The organism is Streptomyces sp. NPDC017520 (genome assembly GCF_044329855.1).
Lineage (GTDB): Bacteria > Actinomycetota > Actinomycetes > Streptomycetales > Streptomycetaceae > Streptomyces.
Genome location: NZ_JBIRKB010000002.1, coordinates 346,930 through 369,543, shown reverse-complemented (window position 1 = coordinate 369,543; position 22,614 = coordinate 346,930). Strand labels below are relative to the sequence as shown.

General features: G+C 72.0%; 23 protein-coding genes. 15 read left to right on the top strand and 8 right to left on the bottom strand.

Annotation, left to right across the window (positions count from 1 at the left end; translation table 11 throughout):
- Nucleotides 1-58 precede the first annotated feature (58 nt).
- Nucleotides 59-1,240, top strand: a complete 1,182-nt coding sequence (locus ACH4KB_RS05740; protein WP_398063902.1) for a hypothetical protein — start codon at nt 59-61, stop codon at nt 1,238-1,240.
- Here ACH4KB_RS05740 and ACH4KB_RS05735 read toward each other — a convergent pair.
- Entirely contained in the window at nt 1,216-2,463 is a 1,248-nt protein-coding gene (locus ACH4KB_RS05735; protein ID WP_398064648.1) for a glycosyltransferase 87 family protein, read from the bottom strand. The two genes, ACH4KB_RS05740 and ACH4KB_RS05735, sit on opposite strands and share 25 nt — an antisense overlap.
- A gap of 115 nt (nt 2,464-2,578) precedes the next feature.
- Here ACH4KB_RS05735 and ACH4KB_RS05730 point away from each other — a divergent pair, with 115 nt between their 5' ends.
- The gene (locus tag ACH4KB_RS05730) at nt 2,579-3,721 is read left to right on the top strand and encodes a glycosyltransferase family 4 protein (RefSeq protein WP_398063900.1); all 1,143 of its coding nucleotides are present in this window, start codon (nt 2,579-2,581) and stop codon (nt 3,719-3,721) included.
- A 69-nt stretch (nt 3,722-3,790) separates the two neighbouring features.
- Here the strand turns inward: ACH4KB_RS05730 and ACH4KB_RS05725 are convergent, their stop codons facing one another.
- Nucleotides 3,791-5,587, bottom strand: a complete 1,797-nt coding sequence (locus ACH4KB_RS05725; RefSeq protein WP_398063898.1) for an AMP-dependent synthetase/ligase — start codon at nt 5,585-5,587, stop codon at nt 3,791-3,793.
- A 278-nt stretch (nt 5,588-5,865) separates the two neighbouring features.
- On the opposite strand from ACH4KB_RS05725, the gene ACH4KB_RS05720 reads away from it, so the two are divergent.
- The 6 genes from ACH4KB_RS05720 (at nt 5,866) to ACH4KB_RS05695 (ending at nt 10,953) form a co-directional block, all read left to right on the top strand.
- Nucleotides 5,866-6,672: a metallophosphoesterase gene (locus tag ACH4KB_RS05720; protein WP_398063896.1), complete on the top strand. Its 807-nt coding sequence runs from the start codon at nt 5,866-5,868 to the stop codon at nt 6,670-6,672.
- 109 nt (nt 6,673-6,781) lie between these two features.
- Nucleotides 6,782-7,231, top strand: a complete 450-nt coding sequence (locus ACH4KB_RS05715) for an SRPBCC family protein (protein ID WP_398063894.1) — start codon at nt 6,782-6,784, stop codon at nt 7,229-7,231.
- A gap of 5 nt (nt 7,232-7,236) precedes the next feature.
- Complete coding sequence (locus tag ACH4KB_RS05710; protein WP_398063892.1) at nt 7,237-8,424, top strand: ArsA-related P-loop ATPase; 1,188 nt, start codon at nt 7,237-7,239, stop codon at nt 8,422-8,424.
- 83 nt (nt 8,425-8,507) lie between these two features.
- The gene (locus tag ACH4KB_RS05705) at nt 8,508-8,987 is read left to right on the top strand and encodes a DUF5304 domain-containing protein (protein ID WP_398063890.1); all 480 of its coding nucleotides are present in this window, start codon (nt 8,508-8,510) and stop codon (nt 8,985-8,987) included.
- Between the two features lie 162 nt (nt 8,988-9,149).
- Complete coding sequence (locus ACH4KB_RS05700; RefSeq protein WP_398063888.1) at nt 9,150-10,091, top strand: ROK family glucokinase; 942 nt, start codon at nt 9,150-9,152, stop codon at nt 10,089-10,091.
- 79 nt (nt 10,092-10,170) lie between these two features.
- Nucleotides 10,171-10,953, top strand: coding sequence for an endonuclease/exonuclease/phosphatase family protein (locus ACH4KB_RS05695; RefSeq protein WP_398063886.1), 783 nt, complete (start codon nt 10,171-10,173; stop codon nt 10,951-10,953).
- On the opposite strand, the gene ACH4KB_RS05690 is transcribed toward ACH4KB_RS05695, so the two are convergent.
- Complete coding sequence (locus ACH4KB_RS05690) at nt 10,920-11,636, bottom strand: hypothetical protein (protein WP_398063884.1); 717 nt, start codon at nt 11,634-11,636, stop codon at nt 10,920-10,922. The genes ACH4KB_RS05695 and ACH4KB_RS05690 overlap by 34 nt on opposite strands.
- On the bottom strand, nt 11,629-12,408 hold the full coding sequence (locus tag ACH4KB_RS05685; protein WP_398063883.1) for an alpha/beta hydrolase: 780 nt from the start codon (nt 12,406-12,408) through the stop codon (nt 11,629-11,631). Before ACH4KB_RS05685 ends, ACH4KB_RS05690 begins: the two co-directional genes overlap by 8 nt.
- Nucleotides 12,409-12,629: 221 nt before the next feature.
- On the opposite strand from ACH4KB_RS05685, the gene ACH4KB_RS05680 reads away from it, so the two are divergent.
- From ACH4KB_RS05680 to ACH4KB_RS05665, 4 genes are all read left to right on the top strand, one after another.
- On the top strand, nt 12,630-13,424 hold the full coding sequence (locus ACH4KB_RS05680) for a lysophospholipid acyltransferase family protein (protein ID WP_398063881.1): 795 nt from the start codon (nt 12,630-12,632) through the stop codon (nt 13,422-13,424).
- A gap of 32 nt (nt 13,425-13,456) precedes the next feature.
- The gene (gene macS, locus ACH4KB_RS05675; protein WP_398063879.1) at nt 13,457-14,704 is read left to right on the top strand and encodes a MacS family sensor histidine kinase; all 1,248 of its coding nucleotides are present in this window, start codon (nt 13,457-13,459) and stop codon (nt 14,702-14,704) included.
- Nucleotides 14,701-15,405: a response regulator gene (locus ACH4KB_RS05670; RefSeq protein WP_398063877.1), complete on the top strand. Its 705-nt coding sequence runs from the start codon at nt 14,701-14,703 to the stop codon at nt 15,403-15,405. Before macS ends, ACH4KB_RS05670 begins: the two co-directional genes overlap by 4 nt.
- A gap of 62 nt (nt 15,406-15,467) precedes the next feature.
- On the top strand, nt 15,468-16,463 hold the full coding sequence (locus ACH4KB_RS05665) for a 2-hydroxyacid dehydrogenase (protein WP_398063875.1): 996 nt from the start codon (nt 15,468-15,470) through the stop codon (nt 16,461-16,463).
- A 37-nt stretch (nt 16,464-16,500) separates the two neighbouring features.
- On the opposite strand, the gene ACH4KB_RS05660 is transcribed toward ACH4KB_RS05665, so the two are convergent.
- Both ACH4KB_RS05660 and ACH4KB_RS05655 read right to left on the bottom strand, forming a co-directional pair.
- A complete protein-coding gene (locus ACH4KB_RS05660; RefSeq protein ID WP_398063873.1) occupies nt 16,501-18,402 on the bottom strand; it encodes an anthranilate synthase family protein in 1,902 nt (633 codons plus the stop codon).
- Between the two features lie 124 nt (nt 18,403-18,526).
- The gene (locus ACH4KB_RS05655; RefSeq protein WP_398064646.1) at nt 18,527-18,595 is read right to left on the bottom strand and encodes a trp operon leader peptide; all 69 of its coding nucleotides are present in this window, start codon (nt 18,593-18,595) and stop codon (nt 18,527-18,529) included.
- Nucleotides 18,596-18,698: 103 nt separating this feature from the next.
- Between ACH4KB_RS05655 and ACH4KB_RS05650 the strand changes: the two genes are divergently transcribed.
- Nucleotides 18,699-20,045 (top strand): class II 3-deoxy-7-phosphoheptulonate synthase, encoded by a 1,347-nt coding sequence (locus ACH4KB_RS05650; protein WP_265602123.1) that lies wholly within the window; start codon nt 18,699-18,701, stop codon nt 20,043-20,045.
- Between the two features lie 180 nt (nt 20,046-20,225).
- Nucleotides 20,226-20,471 (top strand): bacterioferritin-associated ferredoxin, encoded by a 246-nt coding sequence (locus tag ACH4KB_RS05645; RefSeq protein ID WP_398063871.1) that lies wholly within the window; start codon nt 20,226-20,228, stop codon nt 20,469-20,471.
- A gap of 3 nt (nt 20,472-20,474) precedes the next feature.
- Here ACH4KB_RS05645 and bfr read toward each other — a convergent pair whose 3' ends face one another.
- The gene (gene bfr / locus ACH4KB_RS05640; protein ID WP_215104479.1) at nt 20,475-20,954 is read right to left on the bottom strand and encodes a bacterioferritin; all 480 of its coding nucleotides are present in this window, start codon (nt 20,952-20,954) and stop codon (nt 20,475-20,477) included.
- Nucleotides 20,955-21,112: 158 nt separating this feature from the next.
- Here bfr and ACH4KB_RS05635 point away from each other — a divergent pair, with 158 nt between their 5' ends.
- Nucleotides 21,113-21,745, top strand: a complete 633-nt coding sequence (locus ACH4KB_RS05635; protein ID WP_398063869.1) for a sulfite oxidase-like oxidoreductase — start codon at nt 21,113-21,115, stop codon at nt 21,743-21,745.
- Here the strand turns inward: ACH4KB_RS05635 and ACH4KB_RS05630 are convergent.
- Nucleotides 21,712-22,608, bottom strand: coding sequence for a deoxyribonuclease IV (locus ACH4KB_RS05630; protein ID WP_398063867.1), 897 nt, complete (start codon nt 22,606-22,608; stop codon nt 21,712-21,714). The genes ACH4KB_RS05635 and ACH4KB_RS05630 overlap by 34 nt on opposite strands.
- Nucleotides 22,609-22,614: the final 6 nt, after the last annotated feature.

The following is a 22,614-nucleotide window of genomic DNA, read 5'->3' as shown; positions in this document are numbered from 1 at the left end:
TGACGCGCGAGGGGGACGCCCCCGGGGACCACGGCGCCCGGCGGGCCCGCTGCTCGCCGTGCTCCTGACCGCGGCCGCCTGCACGGCCCCCGCCGACACGGACACCTTCCTCACCACCGGCGCCCTCGACGCCACGCTGGAACGCCGCGCGGCGGCCGTCCTCGCCCACGACCCGGCGGGCTACGTCGACGGCCTCGCGCCGGACGCCGCGAAGCTGCGGGCCGCCCAGCGCACCGAGCTGGACCGGCTCGCCGACGTGCCCCTGAAGTCCTGGACCTACGACGTCGAGGACATCACCCAGCAGGACGGGCAGTGGGCCACCGCCGACGTGGAACTGCGCTACCGCATCGACGGGTACGACACCGCCCCGGTCGCCACCCGCCGCGTCCTGGAGCTCATGCGCGACGGCGAGCGCTGGTACATCACGGCCGACCGGCCCGCCGAGGGAGCCTCCGGGCAGCTGTGGCAACAGGGGGACGTCGAGGTCGTCGAGGGCGAGCACAGCATCGTCCTGGGCGTCGGACGGCCGAAGAACGAGCTGCGCCAGGTCGCCGACACCGTGGACCTCGCCGTGCCGGCCGTCTCGGACGCCTGGCCGAGGCCCTGGACCCGCCGGGTGGTCGTCCTCGTCCCGGACTCCGTCGAGTCCATGGCGGGGCTGCTCGGCTCGCCGGAGGCCAGCTACCGGGGCATCGCCGCCGTCACCACCGGCGAGGTCGGCGGCACCGGCGAGCGCCCGGCCATCGCCGACCGGGTGATCGTCAACCCACAGGCGTACGCCACCCTGGGCAGTTTCGGGCAGCGGATCGTCCTGACCCATGAGACGACCCATGTCGCCACCCGTACCAGCACCTCCACCGCCACCCCGGTCTGGCTCTCCGAGGGCTTCGCCGACTGGACCGCCTACCGGGGCGAGGACCGCGCCGCCGACACCATCGCCCCCGAGCTGGCCGAAGCCGTCCGCAGCGGCCGGACCCCCGCCGGACTCCCCGCCGACCCGGACTTCGGCTTCGACGGCGACCCGGCGAAACTCGCGGGAGCCTACGAGGGCGGCTGGCTGGCCTGCGAGCTGATCGCGGAGCGGTGGGGCAAGGAGAAGCTGATCGCCTTCTACGAGGCCGTCGGCGCGCACGACGGGCGCGAGGGGGCGGTGGAGCAGGCGCTGAACGCGGTGCTCGACACCACCCCCGAGCAGTTCACCGCCGACTGGCGCGACTACCTCGCCACCCGGCTCGGCTGACCCCCGCCCGGGAGAAGAGCGCCCTGGGCACGCGGTTTTTCCGGCACCGTCGACCGCCACAGCCGCCGCGCCGCGACCACCGAGGCACCCACCAGCAGCCCGTTCCGTACGAGGAGGAGCCCCACGCCCCACGCGTCGCTCGCCACCACATGGCCGAAGCCGACCGGGAACTCCAGCAGCGTCACCCCCGCCGCCACCAGCACCAGCACCGCCGGAAGCGTCATCGCCGCCCGCCGGAACACCAGGCACACCGCCGCGAGCCCGACCAGCCACACCACGTACTGCGGGCTGATCACCCGGCTGGTGACCGTGAACAGCAGCACCGCCGTGAACGCCGCCTCGGCCGGGGTGTGCGCGGCGAACGTCCGGGCCCGCAGCCGCCACAGCAACAGCCAGCCCAGCGCCAGGAAGCCGAGCCCCAACGCCAGCGTCGACACCAGCTCCACGTGCGGGCCGACGAACTCCAGCGAGCCGTAGCGCAGCTCCACCCGCCCCTCCCAGCCGAACCGCCGCGCCACGTGGAAGACCAGCGCGCCCAGGGACTCGACCTCGGTGCCCCGGTCCCGCTGGAAGGCCAGGAACGCGAACGCCCCCGGCATCCACAGCGCGAACGCCGCCGCGAGCCCCGCCGCCGTCAGCACCGCCGACGTCCACGCGGCCCGCGTCGGACGCCCCTTGCGCACCCCGACGAGCAGCAGCGCGGGCCACCCCTTCAGCAGCGCCCCGAACGCAGCCAACGCCCCCAGCGCACGGGGCCGGCGCACCCCCGCCAGCAGCGCCGCCACCGCGACCGCCGTCACCATCAGGTCGTAGCGGGCGTAGACCGTCGGACCGAGCAGCGGCACCCCCACGACCCACACCCAGGCGCCGGCCGCCCTTATCCCCGGCCGCCGCCCCGCGTACAGCAGCAGCCCCAGCACCAGCGCGTCGCAGAGCAGCACAGCCACGAAGAACGCGGTCGCGTACTCCAGGAACGGCAGCAGGGCGGGGGAGAGGATCGCCAGGGCTGCCCCGGGCGGGTACTGCCAGGTGACGTCGTCCAGCGGATACGTGCCGGTCAGCAGCGTCTCGTACCAGCTCCGGTAGATCACCGACACGTCCACCGTGACGTCCGGGCCGGGCACCGTGACCACCTTGAACACACAGGCCAGCAGCCAGGCCCGGGTCAGTGCCCACAGCGCGTACGGCCACGGCCCGGCGCCGATGGGTTCTCGTGCCGCCATCACCGTCATCGCCGCCTCCTCGTCGCTCGTGCCCGGCCGGGTTCCCGGCGGCTCATGATGCCGTCGGGAGAGCGCGCCAGCGGTGAAGCGCGGCCGTTCGGTACTGTCGGCGACGATGGACAAGACCTTGATCGTGACCAATGACTTCCCGCCCCGCCCCGGTGGCATCCAGGCGTTCCTGCACAACATGGCGCTGCGCCTGGATCCCGACCGGGTCGTCGTCTACGCCTCCACCTGGAAGCGCGGCGAGGAGGGCGCGGCGGCCACCGCCGCCTTCGACGCCGAGCAGCCGTTCCCCGTGGTCCGCGACCGGACGACGATGCTGCTGCCGACTCCGCGCGTCACCGGCCGGGCCGCCGGTCTGCTGCGCGAGCACGGCTGCACCTCCGTCTGGTTCGGCGCCGCCGCCCCGCTCGGCCTGATGGCCCCGGCGCTGCGCCGCGCGGGCGCCCGGCGGCTCGTCGCCACCACCCACGGCCACGAGGCCGGCTGGGCGCAACTGCCCGCCTCCCGGCAGCTGCTGCGCCGGATCGGCGATGCCACGGACACGATCACCTATCTCGGTGAGTACACCCGCTCCCGGATCGCCGGGGCCCTCACCCCCGAGGCCGCCGGGCGCATGGTCCAACTGCCGCCCGGCGTCGACGAGAAGACCTTCCACCCGGCGTCCGGCGGGGACCGGGTCCGGGCCCGCCTCGGGCTCTCCGACCGCCCCGTGGTCGTCTGCGTCTCCCGCCTGGTGCCGCGCAAGGGCCAGGACACGCTGATCCTGGCCATGCCCGCGATCCTCGCGCGGGTCCCGGACGCGGTGCTGCTGATCGTCGGCGGCGGACCGTACGCCAAGGACCTGGAGCGGCTCGCGGCCCAGACCGGGGTCCAGGACTCGGTGCGCTTCACCGGACCCGTGCCCTGGGCCGAGCTCCCCGCGCACTACGGGGCCGGGGACGTCTTCGCGATGCCCTGCCGCACCCGGCGGCGGGGGCTCGACGTGGAGGGCCTCGGGATCGTCTACCTGGAGGCGTCCGCGACCGGGCTGCCCGTGGTGGCCGGCGACTCGGGCGGCGCCCCGGACGCGGTGCTCGACGGCGAGACCGGGTGGGTGGTGCGCGGCGGCAGCGTCGAGGAGTCGGCGGACCGGATCGTGACGCTGCTCGGCGACCCGGAGCTGCGGCAGCGGATGGGGGAGCGGGGCCGGGCCTGGGTCGAGGAGAAGTGGCGCTGGGACCTGCTGGCGGAGAAGCTCAAGACCCTGCTGTGAGAACGCCGTACGACGGAGGGGCCCGCACCTGGTCACCAGGCGCGGGCCCCTCCGTACGCGTAACACCGCTCAGGAGCGGTAGATCGACTCCACCTCGTCCGCGAAGTCCTTCGCCACCACGTTCCGCTTCAGCTTCAGCGACGGCGTGATGTGGCCCGCCTCCTCGGTGAACTGGGCGGGCAGGATACGGAACCTGCGCACCGACTCGGCCTTGGAGACCGCCGCGTTGCCGTCGTCCACCGCCCGCTGCACCTCGGCCAGCAGCTCCGCGTCCTCGCGCAGCGACAGAGCCGTCGAGCCGGCCGGCTTGCCGTTCTCCTCGGCCCAGCGGCTCAGGAACTCCTCGTCCAGCGTGACCAGCGCGCCGACGAACGGACGGCCGTCGCCGACCACCATGCACTCCGCGACCAGGGCGTGCGCGCGGATACGGTCCTCGATCACCGCGGGGGCGACGTTCTTGCCGCCCGCCGTCACGATGATCTCCTTCTTGCGGCCGGTGATCGCGAGGTAGCCGTCCTCGTCGAGCGTGCCGATGTCCCCGGTGTGGAACCAGCCGTCGGCCAGCGACTCGGCCGAGGCCGACTCGTTCTTCCAGTAACCGGTGAACAGGTGCTCGCCGTGCAGCAGTACCTCGCCGTCGTCCGCGATCCGCACGACCGAACCGGGCAGCGGCTGGCCGACCGTGCCGATCTTCGGCCGGTCCCACGGGTTGAACGCGGTCGCCGCGCAGGTCTCGGTCAGGCCGTAGCCCTCCAGGACCGTGAAGCCGATGCCCCGGTAGAAGTGGCCGAGCCGCTCGCCCAGCGGCGCGCCGCCCGAGATCGCGTACTCGCCCCGGCCGCCGAGGACGGCGCGGAGCTTGCCGAAGACCAGCTTGTCGAAGAGCCTGTGCTTGAGCCTCAGCCCCAGCGCGGGGCCCTGCGGGGTGCTCAGCGCCCGGCTGTAGGCGATCGCCGTATCGGCCGCCCGGTCGAAGATCTTGCCCTTGCCGTCGGCCTGCGCCTTGGCGCGCGCAGCGTTGTAGACCTTCTCGAAGACCCGGGGCACGCCCAGGATCAGCGTCGGCCGGAACGAGGCCAGCTCGTCCGTGAGGTTCTTGATGTCCGGCACACAGCCGAGCTTGATCGGGGCCATCACCGAGGCCACCTCGACCAGCCGGCCGAAGACGTGCGCGGCGGGCAGGAACAGCAGCACCGAGCACTCGCCCGTACGGAAGAGGGGCTTCAGCCGCTCCACCACGTTGCCGCACTCCGCGAAGAAGCTGCGGTGGGTGAGCACACAGCCCTTGGGGCGGCCCGTGGTGCCCGAGGTGTAGACGATCGTCGCCGGGTCGTCCGCCTTGGCGCTGCGCGTCCGCAGGTCCATGGTCTCCTCCGAGACCTCGGCACCCGCCCTGCCCAGCGCGTCCACCGCGCCCGCGTCGATCTGCCAGACGTGCTCCAGCTCCGGCAGCGCGTCCCGTACGGAGGCCACGGAGGCGGCGTGCGCGTCGCTCTCCACGAGCACCGCCACCGCCCCCGAGTCACCGAGGATCCACTGCACCTGCTCGGCCGAGCTGGTCTCGTACACCGGCACGGTCACCGCGCCCGCGCTCCAGATCGCGAAGTCCAGCAGCACCCACTCGAAACGGGTGCGCGACATCAGGGCGACCCGGTCACCGGGCTGCACGCCCGAGGCGATCAGACCTTTGGCGGCGGCTCTCACCTCGGCCAGGAACCGCGTGGCACTGACGTCCGTCCAGACGCCGGCCACCTTGCGGCTCATCACCGCGACTTCGGGATGCTGAGCGGCATTGCGGCGGATGAGATCCGTCAGGTTGCCGTCCGTCGGGACCTCGTACAGGGCCGGAAGGCTGAACTCGCGCAAGACTGCTGCTCCTCATCGGGCTCCGGTGCCACGGCTCTGTGTGACGCACCGGCTGCGGTCCAAGATTGGCGGGTGCTCAGTGGGGAGAGCACGACTGGACTGCCCGGACGTTACCCACCGGTACTCGGTTCCGGATAGGGGGTTCCGGCCAGATGTCTTATGCATCACACATACACATGACCCTTTCGCGCACAGTAGTCCACTGCCGTCCCGACGTGGAAGTAACCGCAGGTCCGGACGGTCTACCAGCGACGGAAGCGGCCCCCTAGGGTGATCCCATGCGAGGCAGCGAACCGGACAGCCGGGACAGGGCCGGGGGCTCGACCCGGGTCCACGTGGTCAGCGACGTACACGGGAACACCGAGGCCCTGGCCCGCGCCGGGGACGGCGCGGACGCCCTCATCTGCCTCGGTGACCTGGTGCTCTTCCTCGACTACGCCGATCACTCGCGCGGAATCTTCCCCGACCTGTTCGGCGAGGAGAACGCCGACCGCATCGTCGCCCTGCGCACCGCCCGCCGCTACGACGAGGCCCGCGCCTTCGGCCGCGAGCTGTGGGCGGGCCGCGACCGCGACACCGAGATCCTCGGCGCGGTGCGCAAGCAGTACGCCGAACTCTTCGCCGCCTTCCCCACTCCGACGTACGCCACCTACGGCAACGTCGACGTCCCCGACCTCTGGCCCGAGTACGCCCGCCCCGGCACCACCGTCCTCGACGGCGAACGCGTCGAGATCGGCGGCCGGGTCTTCGGCTTCGTCGGCGGCGGCCTCAGGACCCCGATGAACACCCCGTACGAGATCAGCGACGAGGAGTACGCCGCCAAGGTCGAGGCGCTCGGCCCGGTCGACGTCCTCTGCTCCCACATCCCGCCCGAGGTCCCCGAGCTGACGTACGACACGGTCGCCCGCCGCTTCGAACGCGGCAGCAGCGCCCTGCTGGAGGCGATCCGTACCACCCGCCCCCGGTACGCGCTTTTCGGCCATGTTCACCAGCCGTTGGTCCGCCGGATGCGGATCGGTGCCACCGAGTGCGTCAACGTCGGCCACTTCGCCTCGACCGGAACACCCTGGGCGCTGAGCTGGTGACCGCGGGCGGCCGGGGCGTGGACCGGAGCGCGCCGGGCACGCGATAGCCTGCACAGCGGCAGGCTCCTGCCGAACGCGACCGGTTACACCGCACTGGAGGGCCACGGCGATGGCTGAACACACCAGCTCGAGCATCACGATCGAGGCGGCGCCGGCCGACGTCATGGGCGTGATCGCCGACTTCGCCCGCTACCCGGAGTGGACCGGCGAGGTCAAGGAGGCCGAAGTCCTCTCGACCGACGACCAGGGCCGCGCCGAGCAGGTCCGCCTCGTCCTGGACGCCGGAGCGATCAAGGACGACCACGTCCTCTCCTACACCTGGACCGGCGAGAGAGAGGTCAGCTGGAGCCTCGTCAAGTCCCAGATGCTGCGCTCCCTGGACGGCACGTACGCGCTGGCCCCGCTCGGCGGCGGCGAGCGCACCGAGGTCACCTACAAGCTCGCCGTCGACGTCAAGATCCCGCTGCTCGGCATGATCAAGCGCAAAGCCGAGAAGGTCATCATCGACCGCGCCCTCGCCGGTCTGAAGAAGCGCGTCGAGTCCGCACCGGGGAACTGAGGGCCGTGCGCACGGTCCTGGTCACCGGCCCCGGCGGCGCGGGCCGCACCACCGTCGCCGCGGCCACCGCACTGGCCGCCGCCGCGAGCGGCAGCCGCACCCTGCTGATCTCCGCCGAGGCCATACCCGGCTTCCCGGCCGCCCCGGAACCGACCCGGGCCGCCGACCGCCTCGACCACGCCCGCATCGACTCCGGCGAGCACTTCCGCGCCGAACTCACCGAGCTCCAGAAGCGCGCCTCCGGCGTCCTGGACCTGCTCGGCGCCGGCCGGCTCGACGGCGAGGAGCTCACCGAACTCCCCGGCTCGCCACAGTTCGCCCTGCTGCACACCCTGCGCCGGGCCGCCGAGGGCGACTGGTCCGGCTACGACACCCTCGTCGTCGACCTCCCACCGCTCGCCGAAGCCCTGGCCCTGCTCGCCCTGCCGGAACAGCTGCGCCGCTACCTGCGCCGGCTGCTCCCCGCCGAACGCCAGGCCGCCCGCGCCCTGCGCCCGGTCCTCGCCCAGCTCGCCGGGGTCCCGATGCCCGCGCAGTGGCTGTACGAGGCCGCCGCCCGCAAGGACGCCGAGCTGGCCGCCGTCCAGGCCCTCATCGAGGACGAGGCCACCACGCTCCGCCTGGTCGCGGAGCCGGGCCCCGCCGGCGAGGACGCCCTGCGCTCGGCCCGCACCGGCCTCGCCCTGCACGGACTCCGTGCCGACCTGCTGGTCGCCTCCCGCGTGCTGCCCCGGCACTCGCCCGACCCCTGGTTCGCCGCGCTCGCCGCCCAGCAGGAGAAGTGCCTGGACCACTGGCACCAGGACATGGCCCCGGACCTCCCCGTGCACGAGGCCCACCACCTGGGCCGCGACCCGCAGGGCCCGGACGACCTGGCCGCGCTGGAGATACCCGCCCCCGACGACCGGACGCCCGGCCGGGCCGAGGACCCCTGGTGGATCGAGGAGGACCCGGAGGCCGAGGACGGTACCCTCACCCTCACCTGGTGCCTGCCCCTTCCCGGGGCCGCCAAGGAGCAGCTGCGCCTGGTCCGCCGGGGCGACGAACTGCTCCTGACCGTCGCCCCCTTCCACCGCGTCGTGCGGATCGCCTCCGCGCTGCGCCGCTGCAGCGTCTCCGGCGCGGCCCTGGCCGACGGGGTGCTGCGGGTGCGGTTCACGCCGGATCCGGCCCTGTGGCCGCGCACCTCCTGAACGGCCTGCGGCCATTCGGGTAACGTCGGTGGTACGTGTACCGCAGGCCGACCGTCGGCCGCCCCGCGTAGCAGGAGTCCGCCATGAGTGAAGCCACCGATCGTCCCGCCGACGGCGACGCGTGGGCCGACGCCTGCGCCGAGGACCTCGCGGCCGAGAAGGCCCGCCGCCGGGCGCAGTACGGCCCCCAGCCCGGATCCGCCGCCGAGGAACTGCGCAAGCTGGTCGACGCGGTCGCCGACAAGGTCTCCTCGCTCCAGACCCCGCTGCTGGGCGCCGCCGCCCAGGGCGCGGTCCAGCAGGCCATCCGGCAGGCCAGGTCCGCCGTCGAACCGGTCATCGAACGCAACCCCCAGCTCTTCGACCACCTCGCCGCCGCGGGCAGCGAGCTGCTGGCCGCCTACCGCTCCGCGGTCGAGGGCCAGGAGAGCCGCTGGACCCGCACCACCGAGGGAGCGTCGGGCGCCGCGCGCCCCGCCGACCCCTCGAAGAAGGCCGCCGACGACCCGTCCGACCCCCGGGACGAAGGCCCCTCCGGCACCGAACGCATCGACCTGGACTGACCGGGCGACCGGCCGTCACCGCCCGGGCGATCGGCCGTAACCGACCGGGCGATCGGCCGTAACCGACCGGACGGCCGGCCGTCACCGACCGGTCCCGGCCAGGCCGGGCCACGCCTCGGGTACGGTTGCCCCTAGCGGGGCTCGACCGAAACTGAGGGATTCATGGGACTCACCATCGGCGTCGATATCGGCGGCACGAAGATCGCGGCTGGAGTGGTCGACGAAGAGGGCCGGATCCTCTCGACGTTCAAGGTGGCGACCCCGCCGACGGCCGAAGGCATCGTCGACGCGATCTGCGCGGCGGTGGCCGGCGCGAGCGAGGGACACGAGGTGGAGGCCGTCGGCATCGGCGCCGCCGGTTACGTCGACGACAAGCGCGCCACCGTGCTCTTCGCACCGAACATCAACTGGCGTCACGAGCCGCTCAAGGACAAGGTCGAGCAGCGCGTCGGCCTGCCCGTCGTCGTCGAGAACGACGCCAACGCCGCGGCCTGGGGCGAGTATCGCTTCGGGGCCGGCCAGGGTCACGACGACGTCATCTGCATCACGCTCGGCACCGGCCTCGGCGGAGGCATCATCATCGGCAACAAGCTGCGCCGCGGACGCTTCGGCGTGGCCGCCGAGTTCGGCCACATCCGGGTCGTCCCGGACGGACTGCTGTGCGGCTGCGGCAGCCAGGGCTGCTGGGAGCAGTACGCCTCCGGTCGCGCGCTCGTCCGGTACGCCAAGCAGCGTGCCAACGCCACCCCCGAGAACGCCGCCATACTGCTCGGCCTCGGCGACGGCTCGGTGGACGGCATCGAGGGCAAGCACATCAGCGCGGCCGCCCGCCAGGGCGACCCGGTGGCCGTCGACTCGTTCCGCGAGCTGGCCCGCTGGGCCGGTGCCGGACTGGCGGACCTCGCCTCGCTGTTCGACCCGTCCGCGTTCATCGTCGGCGGCGGCGTGTCGGACGAGGGCGAGCTCGTCCTCGACCCGATCCGCAAGTCGTTCCGGCGCTGGCTGATCGGCGGCGAATGGCGCCCGCACGCCCAGGTGCTGGCCGCCCAACTCGGCGGCAAGGCAGGGCTCGTGGGCGCGGCCGACCTGGCTCGCCAGGGCTGAGAACGGCTTCACCCGACCCACCGGACGCCCGTCGTCGCCCTCCCGGGCCACGGCGGGCGTCCGTCGTATCGTGGCCCGCATGGTCCTGACGCCCCTGCCCGTCTCCCGTACCGAGCCGGACGGTTCGGCCGTCATCAGAGTGCTGAGCTACAACGTCCGGTCGATGCACGACGACACCGCCGCGCTGGCCCGCGTCATCCGCGCCTGCGCGCCCGACCTGGTCCTCGTCCAGGAGGCCCCGCGCTTCTTCCGCTGGCGCAAGGCCGCGGCCAGGCTCGCGAAGAGCAGCGGCCTGGTGGTGCTGAGCGGCGGGGCCACCGCCGCCGGACCGCTGCTGCTGTGCTCGCTCCGGGTGGCCGTCGAGCGCACCGAGGACGTCCTGCTGCCGCTCACCCCCGGCCTGCACCGCAGGGGCTTCGCCACCGCCGTGGTGCGGATCGCCGGGACCAGGCTCGGGGTGCTGAGCTGCCATCTGAGCCTCCAGCGCGACGAACGCCTCGCCCAGGCCGGCCTGTTGCTGGAACGGATGGCGGCGATGGGCGTGGACCACGCTGTGGCGGGCGGCGACCTCAACGACGTACCGACCGGCAAGGCGTTCCGGCACCTGGCCGGGCCCCTCCAGGACTGCCGGGCCGTCGCTCCGTGGGGCGGCGAGCTGACGTTCCCGCCCGACGAACCCCGTAAGCGCATCGACGCCGTCTTCGCGACCCCGGGCATCGAGGTGCTCGGCTGCGGTGTGCCGAGCGGGCTGGACGGGGTGAGCGGGGACGACCTGAGGGCGGCCACGGACCATCTGCCGGTTCTGGCCGCCCTCAGAATTCCCACGGGTCACACGACCGCGCCGCGCCCCGGGTCGCCGTAGGTGTCGTCATCGTCGTCGTGCGGCATCCGGGCCACCAGGGTGGCGAAGCCGCCGAGGAAGCCGCCGATGCAGAGCGTGGTGAGCCACCACGTCATCTCCCAGCGGAGCATCACCGCGATCAGCATCAGGACCGGCCCGCCGATCACCGCGAGCCAGGCGAACTTCGCCGTGACGTCGGCCTCCGGCAGCGGCGGCGGCTCCGGGGGCACGAAATGGCCCTCGTCCCCGTCGTCCGGCACGCCCTCGCCGTCGTCCTTGGACTCGGGCAGCTCGTAGTCGCGGGGGCCGGCGACACCGGGGGCGAAGACCACGGAGCTGCCCAGCGGCTTCTTCTCCGGCGGCTTCGGGGGCGCCTTGCCCGACCCCTTGTCCGCCGGGCCACCGGCGGAGCCGTCCTTCGGCCCCACCACATTGCGCTGATCGTCCTCCAGCAGGGCCAGGTCCTCGATGGACTTGAACGGCTTGGCGCCCGGCGGGTCCGGCGGCTCCTCCCCGTACCCCTCGACGATCGCGGCCCACGCCGCGTCCTCGTCGATCGCCCGCTCCTGCTCCGCTCCCTCCGCCCCCTTCGGCTTCGTCCCCTCCGGCTTCGTCCCCTCCGGGACGGCCGCGGGCTCGGGCTCCGTGGGGCGCGGCTCGCGCTCCTCGTCGCTGCCTGTGCGTTCCGCGTCGTGCTCAGCCACCGGACGTGCTCCCCTTCATCCCGACGCTCGGTGCGAGACGGCCGATGAACCGGTAGCTCTCATCGAAGATCCGCTCCGCATCATGGTCCAACGTCGCCACGTGGTAGCTCTGTTCCAACAGGATCTCCGTGACGTCCGTCGAGGAGATCCGGCTCAGGATCCGTGCGCTGTCCGCGGGCGGCACGACATGGTCCTGCGGGCTGTGCAGCACCACCACGGGCTGGGTCACCTGGGGCAGCTCCCCGTCGACCAGCCGGAAGAACTGCCGCACCGAGTGCGCGGCGTGCAGCGGCACCTTGGCGTAGCCCACCTCGTGCGAGCCCGGGAGCGCGATGTCGTCGACCAGGCCCTTGGTCGTCCGCACCAGATGACGGGCCACCGGCAGCGCGTACGCCGAGAGGCCGTGCACCTTGTTGGCCGGGTTGACCAGCACCAGACCGCTGATCGCGTCCCCGTGCTTGGCCGCGAGCCGCAGGCTCAGCGCGCCGCCCATGGACAGACCGAAGACGAAGACCCGCTCGCACTTCTCCCCGAGGACCCGCAGCTCCCGGTCCACCTCCGCGTACCAGTCCTGCCAGCCGGTGACCGCCATGTCCTCCCAGCGGGTGCCGTGGCCCGGCAGCAGCGGCAGCGAGACCGTCAGCCCGCGCTCGGCGAGATGGTCCGCCCAGGGGCGCAGCGACTGCGGCGATCCGGTGAAGCCATGACAGAGGAGGACGCCGACCTCTCCGCCCTCGTGGCGGAACGGCTCGGCTCCAGGGAGGACCGGCACCAGGGTCTCCTGTTCGTGGGACGGGGCGGGCGGGCACCCGGGGGAGTGCTTGACGGATGACTTCACCGTACGCGACCGGACCGACACCGACCAGGGCCGTCACGCCCCCCGGGGCCGCCCCGCGACGGCCCGTCCGGGCGGCCGGTCCGCCCATGCCGGGCACCGGCCGCGACGGCCCCACAGGCTAAGGTCTCAACCACAGCACACAGGAGGCACAAGAGTTGATCTACGGCGCAATGAAGTTCTCCATCGGCGGGTCCCTGAAGCTCGCCTTCCGGCCGTGGGTGGAGGGCCTGGAGAACATCCCCGAGCGCGGTCCGGCGATCCTCGCGAGCAACCACCTGTCGTTCTCCGACTCGTTCTTCCTCCCGGCCGTGCTGGACCGCAAGGTCACCTTCATCGCCAAGGCCGAGTACTTCACCGCCCCCGGCGTCAAGGGCAAGCTCACCGCCGCCTTCTTCAAGGGCGTCGGCCAGCTCCCCGTCGACCGCTCCGGAGCGCGCGGCGCGGGCGAGGCGGCGATCAAGGCGGGTATCCAGGTCGTCGAGAGCGGCGGCCTCTTCGGCATCTACCCCGAGGGCACCCGCTCGCCCGACGGCCGCCTCTACCGGGGCAAGCCCGGCGGTCTGGCCCGGGTCGCGCTGGCCACCGGAGCGCCCGTGATCCCGGTCGCCATGATCGACACCGAGAAGATCCAGCCGCCCGGCCAGGTGATGCCCAAGCTGATGCGCCCCGGCATCAAGATCGGCAAGCCGCTGGACTTCAGCCGCTACCAGGGCATGGACGGCGACCGCTTCATCCTGCGCTCGGTGACCGACGAGGTCATGTACGAGATCATGAAGCTCTCCGGCCAGGAGTACGTGGACGTCTACGCCACCGCCGCCAAGCGCCAGATCGCCGACGAGGCGAAGGCCAGGGCCCAGGAGACGAAGGCCAGGGCCGAAGAGGCCAAGCGCGCCCAGAAGCAGGCCGCCGCGAGCAGCGACGAGAACGGAACGGAACGGTCCGACGCGTAACCGCGTCGTTCACCGTCCGGGGGGTGGGGGCCATGGCCAAGCGTGAGCGGGTCGTACGGATGTCGGTCGAGCTGCCGCTCTGGCGCGCGCTGACGGGCTACCGCGTCCTGACGATGCTCTACGCGGTGCTGCTCGCGATCTTCGGGAAGGACAACTTCGGCCAGCAGAGGTTCGAGCGGCCGTGGGTGGCCGTCGCCTACCTGGCGTTCCTCCTCGTCTGGACGCTCGCCACGCTGCCGAAGGTCCGCTCGGCCGCGAGCTGCACCAAACGGTTCCTCGTCGCGGACCTGATCGTCGCGCTGACCGGCATCCTGCTCACCCCGCTCGCCGACTTCGACTCCCAGTCGTTCGACGGTCCGACGCTGCCGTCGATCTGGACGGCCGGCGCGGTCCTCGCCTTCGCGATCAAGGGCGGCTGGCGGTGGGCGGCCTTCGCCTCCACGTTCGTCGCCGCCGCCAACATCATCCAGCGCGGCGAGCCCAGCCGGGACACCTACCACAACGTCCTGCTGGTCTGGGTCGCCTCCATCGCCATCGGGTACGTCGTCGAGGTCGCCCGCGCCAGTGAACGCACCCTGGCCCGCGCCCTGGAGATCGAGGCCACCACCCGCGAACGCGAACGGCTCGCCCGCGACATCCACGACAGCGTGCTCCAGGTCCTCGCCATGGTCCAGCGCCGGGGCACCGCCATCGGCGGCGAGGCGGCCGAGCTGGGCCGGATGGCCGGGGAGCAGGAGGTCGCTTTGCGCACCCTGGTCTCCAGCGGCCTGGTCCCACCGACCCGGGTCTCCGAGGACGCCGCCGAGGGGGCCCAGGTCCGCACGGTCGACGTGGACGACGACGAAGGGGCCGGGGCCGCCTGCGACCTGCGCGCCCTGCTCGCCCCGCACGCGGGATCCCGCACGAGCTTCGCGGAGCCGGGCGCCCCGGTGCTGCTCCCCGCCGAGTCGGCCCGTGAGCTGGCCGCCGCCGTCAGCGCCGCGCTGGACAACGTGCGGGTCCACGCGGGCCCGGAGGCCCAGGCGTGGATCCTGGTCGAGGACGAGCCGGACGAGGTGATCGTCACCGTCCGGGACGACGGCCCCGGCATCCCGGAGGGGCGGCTCGCCCAGGCGGAGGGGGAGGGGCGGCTCGGCGTCGCGCTGTCCATCCGGGGCCGGCTGCGCGACCTGGGCGGCACGGCAGAGCTGATCTCGGTGCCCGGACAGGGCTGCGAGGTCGAGTTGAAGGTTCCGAAAGCACCGAAGGTTTCCCGGGGGAAGGCAGGATCGGCCCGATGAGTACGCAGAACACGACACAGGACGAGCAGGGGGCCGCGGACCGGCCCATCAGGGTCATGGTCGTCGACGACCACCCCATGTGGCGCGACGCGGTCGCCCGCGATCTGGCCGAGTCCGGCTTCGACGTCGTCGCGACCGCCGGGGACGGCCCGCAGGCGGTCCGCCGGGCCAAGGCCGTGAGCCCGGACGTCCTGGTCCTCGACCTGAACCTCCCCGGCATGCCCGGCGTCCAGGTCTGCAAGGAGCTCGTCGGCTCCCACCCGGGCCTGCGGGTCCTGGTCCTCTCCGCGAGCGGCGAGCACGCCGACGTCCTGGAGGCGGTGAAGTCCGGGGCCACCGGCTATCTGCTGAAGTCCGCCTCCACCCAGGAGCTGACCGACGCCGTCCGCTCCACCGCGGCCGGCGACCCGGTCTTCACCCCGGGCCTGGCGGGCCTGGTCCTCGGCGAGTACCGCCGGCTCGCCTCCGACCCCGTCCCCGTGGCGTCGAACGAGCCCAAGGCCCCGCAGCTCACCGACCGGGAGACCGAGGTGCTGCGACTGGTCGCCAAGGGACTGTCGTACAAGCAGATCGCGGAACGCCTGGTCATCTCGCACCGCACCGTGCAGAACCACGTGCAGAACACCCTCGGCAAGCTCCAGCTGCACAACCGCGTGGAACTCGTGCGGTACGCCATCGAGCGCGGCCTCGACGACGCCTGACCGGGCGGAGCCGTATATTCGCGTTGTCCGGCCCCGCCCGCGGAAACAGCTCGGGAGAACCCGTGGAAATCCTGGCCTTCGGTGTGCAGTCCGACGAGAAGCCCCTGATCGAGAAGGCCTTCGCGGGGCTGCACGAGGTCCGCTGCCTGGACGTCTTCCTGAACCGGGACACCGCCCCCATCGCGGCCGGCCATGAGATCGTCTCCACCAGCGTCAACGCCGACCTCGGCGCCCAGGTGCTCCAGACGCTCGCCGCGGGCGGCACGCAGATGATCGCCCAGCGCTCCACCGGCTTCAACAACATCGACCTGGAGGTCGCCGAGCGCCTCGCCCTGCGTGTCGCCCGGGTCTCGTACTACTCCCCGTACTCGGTCGCCGAATTCGCCTGGACGCTCGCCATGGCCGTCAACCGGCGCATCATCCGCGCCGCGAGCCGCACCCGGGACTTCGACTTCCGCCTGGACGGGCTGCTCGGCCGGGACATGCGTGGCCGGACCGTCGGCGTGCTCGGCACCGGGAAGATCGGCGAGGCGTTCACCCGGATCGCCCACGGCTTCGGCATGAAGCTGCTCGGCTGGGACGTGGCCCCGAACCCGGCCTGCGTCGAGCTGGGCATGGAGTACGTCGACAAGGAGCGGCTGTTCGCCGAGGCCGACCTGATCAGCCTGCATGTGCCGCTGCTGCCGAGCACCCACCACATCCTGGACGCGGCCGCCCTCAAGGCGATGAAGGACGACGCGATCCTCGTCAACTCCAGCCGCGGCGGCCTCATCGACACCGCCGCCCTGGTCACCGAGTTGCGCGCGGGCCGCTTCCTCGGCGTCGGACTCGACGTGTACGAGGCGGAGGCCGGGCTGTTCTTCCTCGACAAGTCCCTGGAGGGCATCGACGACGACACCCTCGCCCGGCTGGTGACCTTCCCCAACGTCGTCGTCACCTCCCACCAGGCGTACTACACCGAGGACGCGGTGGGCCAGATCATCGACGCGACCGTCAAGAACGTCACCGACTACCTGGCCCGCCGCCACAGCGAGAACGTCCTCGTGCCGAGGGCGTGAAGCCGCCCCTCGGAGGCTCGGGTGACCTCGCAGCCTCTCAGCTCGGCACCACCGGCAGCCCCGCCAGCAGCTCCGTCACGATCACCGAGCCCCGCACCGTCAGCACCGACTCCGGGTGGAACTGCACCGAGGCGAATCCGGGACCGCGCAGCGCGTGCAGTTCACCGCTCGCCTCGTCGCGGCTCACCTCGATCCCGTGCGCGGCCAGCTCGACGGCGGCCGGGCCGTCGCACCGCCCGGTGAAGCTGTTGTAGAAACCCACCGTCTCCGGCCGGCCGAACAGCTCGATCCGGGTCTGTGCCCCCTGGTACGGCACGGCCTTGCGCACGATCTCCAGACCCAGCTCCGCCGCGATCAGCTCGTGCCCGAGGCAGACCCCCAGCAGCCCGTGCCGGTGGTCCCGCACCAGCTCGGCGGTGATCTCCCGCAGCAGTCGCATCTTCGGATCGGTGAGATCGCCCGGATCGCCCGGTCCCGGACCCAGCACCACGGGTCCTTCGTGTGCCCGGACCACCTCGCGCAGTCCCGGCTCGTCGTAGCGCCGCACCGAGACGTCGAGCCCGGACGCCCGCAGCAGATGGGCCAGCATCGCGGTGAACGTGTCCTCGCCGTCCACCACCAGCGCGTGCCCCGCGAGATCCCGGGTGCGCTCCTGCATCCGCAGCCAGAACGGCGCGAGCCCCCCGCGCCGGTCGTCCAGGGCCGCCTGCACCCGGGGGTCGGACGCCAGCCGCGGGCGCTCCGCCTCCGCCCCGGGCCGGCCCGGCCGCACCCCCAGCGCGGCGAGCACCCCGGCCGCCTTGGCATGCGTCTCGGCGACCTCGCTCTCCGGGTCCGAGTGGCGTACGAGGGTGGCCCCGACGGGCACCTTCAGCGAGCCGTCCGGGGCGATGTCGGCCGTACGGATCAGGATCGGCGAGTCCAGGGTCTGCGCCCCGTTCGCGTCCCGGCCCAGCAGGGCCAGCGCGCCCGCGTAGTAGCCGCGGCCCCCGGACTCGTACCGCTCGATGACCCGGCACGCGTTCTGCACCGGGGAGCCGGTGACGGTCGCCGCGAACATCGTCTCGCGCAGTACGTCCCGCACATCCAGCGAGGACTTCCCGCGCAGCTCGTACTCGGTGTGCGCGAGGTGCGCCATCTCCTTGAGCCGGGGCCCGACCACCACCCCGCCCATGTCGCCCACCGTGCACATCATCTTCAGCTCCTCGTCGACCACCATGGACAGCTCCTCGCTCTCCTTGCGGTCCCCCAGGAACGCCAGGAGGCCCGTCGCGGTGGGCCCCTCGGCCGGGTAGCGGTACGTCCCGCTGATCGGGTTCATCACGACCGTCCCGCCGGACATCCGTACGTGCACCTCCGGGCTCGCCCCCACCAGCGTCCTGTCCCCGGTGTGGACGACGAACGTCCAGTACGCGCCCCGCTCGCCCGCCAGCAGCCGCCGGAACAGCGCCAGCGCGTCCGCCCGCCCGAACCCGGGGATCTCGCCCCGGAACGTCCGCCGGATCACGAAGTTCGCGCCCTCGCCCTGCCCGATCTCGTCCCGGATGACCCGCCGCACGATCTCCGCGTACTCAGCGTCCTCCACGTCGAAGCCCCGGTCCTCCACCCGCACGTCATGGGCGGGCAGCGCGGCCAGCAGCTCCGCGAGCTCCAGCTCGTGCGTCTCGTCGGCGACCAGCACGCTCAGCGGGGTGCCGTCGTCGCGCACGTCGAAGCCGCGCTCGGCGATCTGCCGGAACGGCACCAGGGCCAGCGCGGGCGCCGCGCCCACCGGCAGGTCGGCCAGCCGGTCCGCCTCCCGCACCCCGCCGATCAGCAGTTCGACGTGATCGTGGTCGCGGCCGGGCGTGCGCCGGCGCAGCAGGGCGAACGGCGGGGCGTCGTCCGCCAGGAGCCGGCGGATGAGACCGGAGGCGGAGCGGGATGCGGTCTGCGACATGGGAGCAGGTTCCTTCCGGACGGCCCGTACGGCATCGCGTACGGGATTCACAGGGGGAGGAACGGCTCCGCAACGCAGAAAGGCCGCCCCTCGGGCGGCCTTCGCGAAGTGTCAGCGCGATGAATCAGCGGGCCGCCGGATGAGCGGTCCACCACCAGTTCTGGATCGAGATCCCGATCAGTCGCGTCGACATGCCCCGACCCTAGCGGACCGGTCCCGGCATCGGAGCGCGTGTCTCATCTGTTGAGCGCACGGCTGGACGCCTCTTCCGACCCCGTAATGTTGTGCTCGTGACCGTGAACGCCAATACCTCCGTCGCCGGTGGCAACACCTGGCGAGACCTTCCCGCGGCGCAGCAGCCCGAGTACCCCGACTCCGAGGCCCTGCGCGATGTACTCGCGGACCTCGCGTCGTATCCGCCGCTCGTCTTCGCCGGCGAGTGCGACCAGCTGCGTGCCCGCCTGGGAGCCGTCGCCAAGGGCGAGGCGTTCCTGCTGCAGGGCGGCGACTGCGCCGAGGCCTTCGACGCGGTGTCCGCCGAGCACATCCGGGCCAAGCTGAAGACGCTGCTCCAGATGAGCGCCGTCCTGACCTACGCGGCCTCCGTGCCCGTGGTGAAGGTCGGCCGCATCGCCGGTCAGTACTCCAAGCCGCGCTCCAAGTCGACCGAGACCCGCGACGGCGTGACCCTGCCGACCTACCGCGGCGACTCGGTGAACGGCTTCGCCTTCACCGAGGAGGCCCGGATCCCGGACCCCGCGCGGCTGAAGCAGATGTACCACGCGTCCTCCTCCACGCTGAACCTGGTGCGCGCCTTCACCACCGGCGGCTACGCCGACCTGCGCCAGGTCCACGCCTGGAACCAGGACTTCGTGAAGTCGTCCCCCTCCGGTCAGCGCTACGAGGCACTGGCCCGCGAGATCGACAACGCGCTGAACTTCATGAAGGCGTGCGGCACCGACCCGGCCGAGTTCAAGGCGGTCGAGTTCTACGCCTCGCACGAGGCCCTGCTGCTGGACTACGAGTCGGCGCTGACCCGTACGGACTCGCGCACCGGCGAGCTGTACGACACCTCCGCCCACATGGTGTGGATCGGTGAGCGCACCCGCCAGATGGACGGCGCGCACATCGAGTTCGCCGCCCGGATCCGCAACCCGATCGGCATCAAGCTCGGCCCGACCACCACGGTCGACGAGGCGCTCGGCTACATCGACCGCCTCGACCCCGAGCGCGAGCCGGGCCGGCTGACCTTCGTCGTCCGGATGGGCGCCGACAAGGTCCGCGACAAGCTCCCCGAGCTGGTCGAGAAGGTCACCGCCTCCGGCGCGACCGTCGCCTGGGTGACCGACCCGATGCACGGCAACACCTTCGAGGCCGCCTCCGGCCACAAGACGCGCCGCTTCGACGACGTCCTGGACGAGGTCAAGGGCTTCTTCGAGGTCCACAAGGGCCTCGGCACCCACCCGGGCGGCATCCACGTGGAGCTGACCGGCGACGACGTCACGGAGTGCGTGGGCGGCGGCCACGAGATCTTCGTGGACGACCTGCACCAGCGCTACGAGACGGCCTGCGACCCCCGGCTCAACCGCAGCCAGTCCCTCGACCTGGCCTTCCTCGTCGCCGAGATGTACCGCGACCAGTAGGAGTCCGGCAGGCCGGGAGGATCTTCCGGCAGTCGCACCTGTGGGGCACGGATCCATGTGATCCGTGCCCCACAGTCGTATCCGGGCTTTTCCGCCGGTTGAGCGGCGGGTAAGGTTAGGTTAGCCTCACCGTGGAAATCGGAGCGGCGCCCGTGACCGACCCGCAGGGAGGTGAACCGCATGTACGTCTGTTCCTGCTTCGGCATCACGGAAGCACAGGTCAAGAAGCATGCGGACGCCGGAGCCTGCACACCCCGCCAGATCGCCTCGGCCTGCAAGGCGGGGACGGACTGCGGTGGATGTGTGCGGCGCATCCAGGCGCTGCTGGGCCGGGGCGACTGCCCCCGCCGTGAGCTGCTCGACCAGCGACAGGAGCCCGCCGCCGTGCGTGCGCTCGGGGACGCACGCCTGCCGGAAGCCGCCTGACGGTCAGCTCTCCGGCTGCTCGATCAGCTGGGCGATGTAGAGCGGCTCACCGAGCTTCTCGACCAGCTCCAGCTGGGTGTCGAGATAGTCGATGTGGTGCTCCTCGTCCGCCAGGATCGACTCGAAGATGTTCGCGGACGTGATGTCGCCCTTGCCGCGCATCACCTCGATACCGCGCTTGAGGCGGTCGATCGCCTCCACCTCGACCTGGCGGTCCGCCTGGAACATCTCGGTGACCGTCTGGCCCACCCGCACATGGAAGAGCCGCTGGTAGTTCGGCAGCCCTTCGAGGAACAGGATCCGGTCGGTGAGGATCTCGGCGTGCTTCATCTCGTCGAAGGACTCGGCCCGGGTGTATTTGGCGAGCTTCGTCCACCCGAAGTTGTCCTGCATCTTGGCGTGCAGGAAGTACTGGTTGATGGCAGTCAATTCGGCGGTCAGCTGTTCATTGAGAAACTCAAGGACCTCGGGGTCGCCCTGCATGGCAAAGGCTCCTTCCAACCGGTGATCGATCTGGCGAGTTGGCGAGATCCTCGCACCGCGCCCGGTGGCCGTCCAGTAAGTGCACGCTTAGTACGAGTTGCCCGGATGGGACGCTCCCCTGGTCATGACCACCCCTGCCTGTCTGTCACCATGGAGGCATGGGTCAGCCGGAAAGCCGGGAAAACCGCGAGACAGAGCAGTCCGAGCTTCCGCCGGGACAGCGGCTGCAACGCGGATGGCCGGTCACCCACTACGGGCCCGTTCCCAAGTTCAAGCCCGACCGCTGGGAGTTCCGGGTCTTCGGGGCCACCGCCGACGGTGACAAGCACTGCTGGAACCACCAGGAGTTCTCGGCGTTGCCGTTCTCCTCGGTCGTCGCCGATCTGCACTGCGTGACGAAATTCAGCATGATCGGCGCCGAATGGGGCGGAGTCCCCGCCCGTACGGTCCTCGAACTGGCGCCGCCCGCCCCCGACGCCACCCATGTGATGGTCTGGGCGGAGTACGGCTTCTCATCGAATCTGCGCCTCGACGACTTCGCCGCCGAGCACACCCTGTTCGCCACCCACAAGGACGGCGAACTCCTCACCGCCGAGCACGGCTTCCCGCTCCGCCTCGTCGTCCCGCATCTGTATGCCTGGAAAGGCCCCAAATGGGTCCGGGGCATCGAGTACATGACGGCGGACCGGCGCGGATTCTGGGAGGAACGGGGCTACCACAACATCGGCGACCCCTGGGGCGAGCAGCGCTACTCCTATCAGGAGGAGCCCGGGGACGGCCCCGAGCTCTGACGCGGCTCGCGCAGGGACTTCAACCGGGCCACGTCCGCCGCGTGCCCCTCCTTGCCGCCGGGCGTCTCGATGATCAGCGGCACGCCCTCGGTCGCCGGATGCGCGAGCAGCTCCCGGAAGGGCTCCACCCCGATGTGACCGGCGCCGATGTTCTCGTGCCGGTCCTTGTGGGCGCCCACGACGTCCTTGGAGTCGTTGGCGTGGATCAGCTTGAGCCGCCCCTCGCCGACCGTGTCGACCAGCAGGTCGAGCGTCTGCCGCATCCCCGAGGGACCTGCCAGATCGTGCCCGGCGGCGTAGATGTGGCAGGTGTCCAGGCAGATGCCCAGCTTCGGGTGCGAGTCCAGTGCCTCGAAGTACGGACCGAAGTCCCAGGTCCGCGAGCAGAGCGAGAAGCCCTGGCCGGCCGTCGACTCCAGCAGCAGATCCGGGGAGTCGTCGTGGGTCAGCTCGTCCAGCAGCGGACGCAGGTGCTCGCGCACCTGGGCCAGCGCCTCGGCGCGCGGCCGTCCGCCGGTCGCCGAACCGGTGTGCACCACCACACCCAGCGCGCCTATCTCCCGGGCCCGCCGCAGTGAGTGGCGCAGGGACTCCACGGACTTCTCGACCGTCGCCTCGGTGTGCGAGCCGAAGTTGATCAGATACGGGGCGTGGACGTACGCCGGGATCGAGGCCGCCCGGCACCCGGCCCGGAACAGCTCGTCCTGCGCCGGGTTCCCGGCGGGCGTGGCCCAGCCGCGCGGATTGGCCACGAAGACCTGCACGGTCTCCGCCGCCAGCTCCCGGGCGTACTCCAGGCCGACCTTGGCCAGACCGCCGGCGACCGGAACGTGTCCGCCCACCGGGTTGCGCAGCGTGTGCATCTGGTT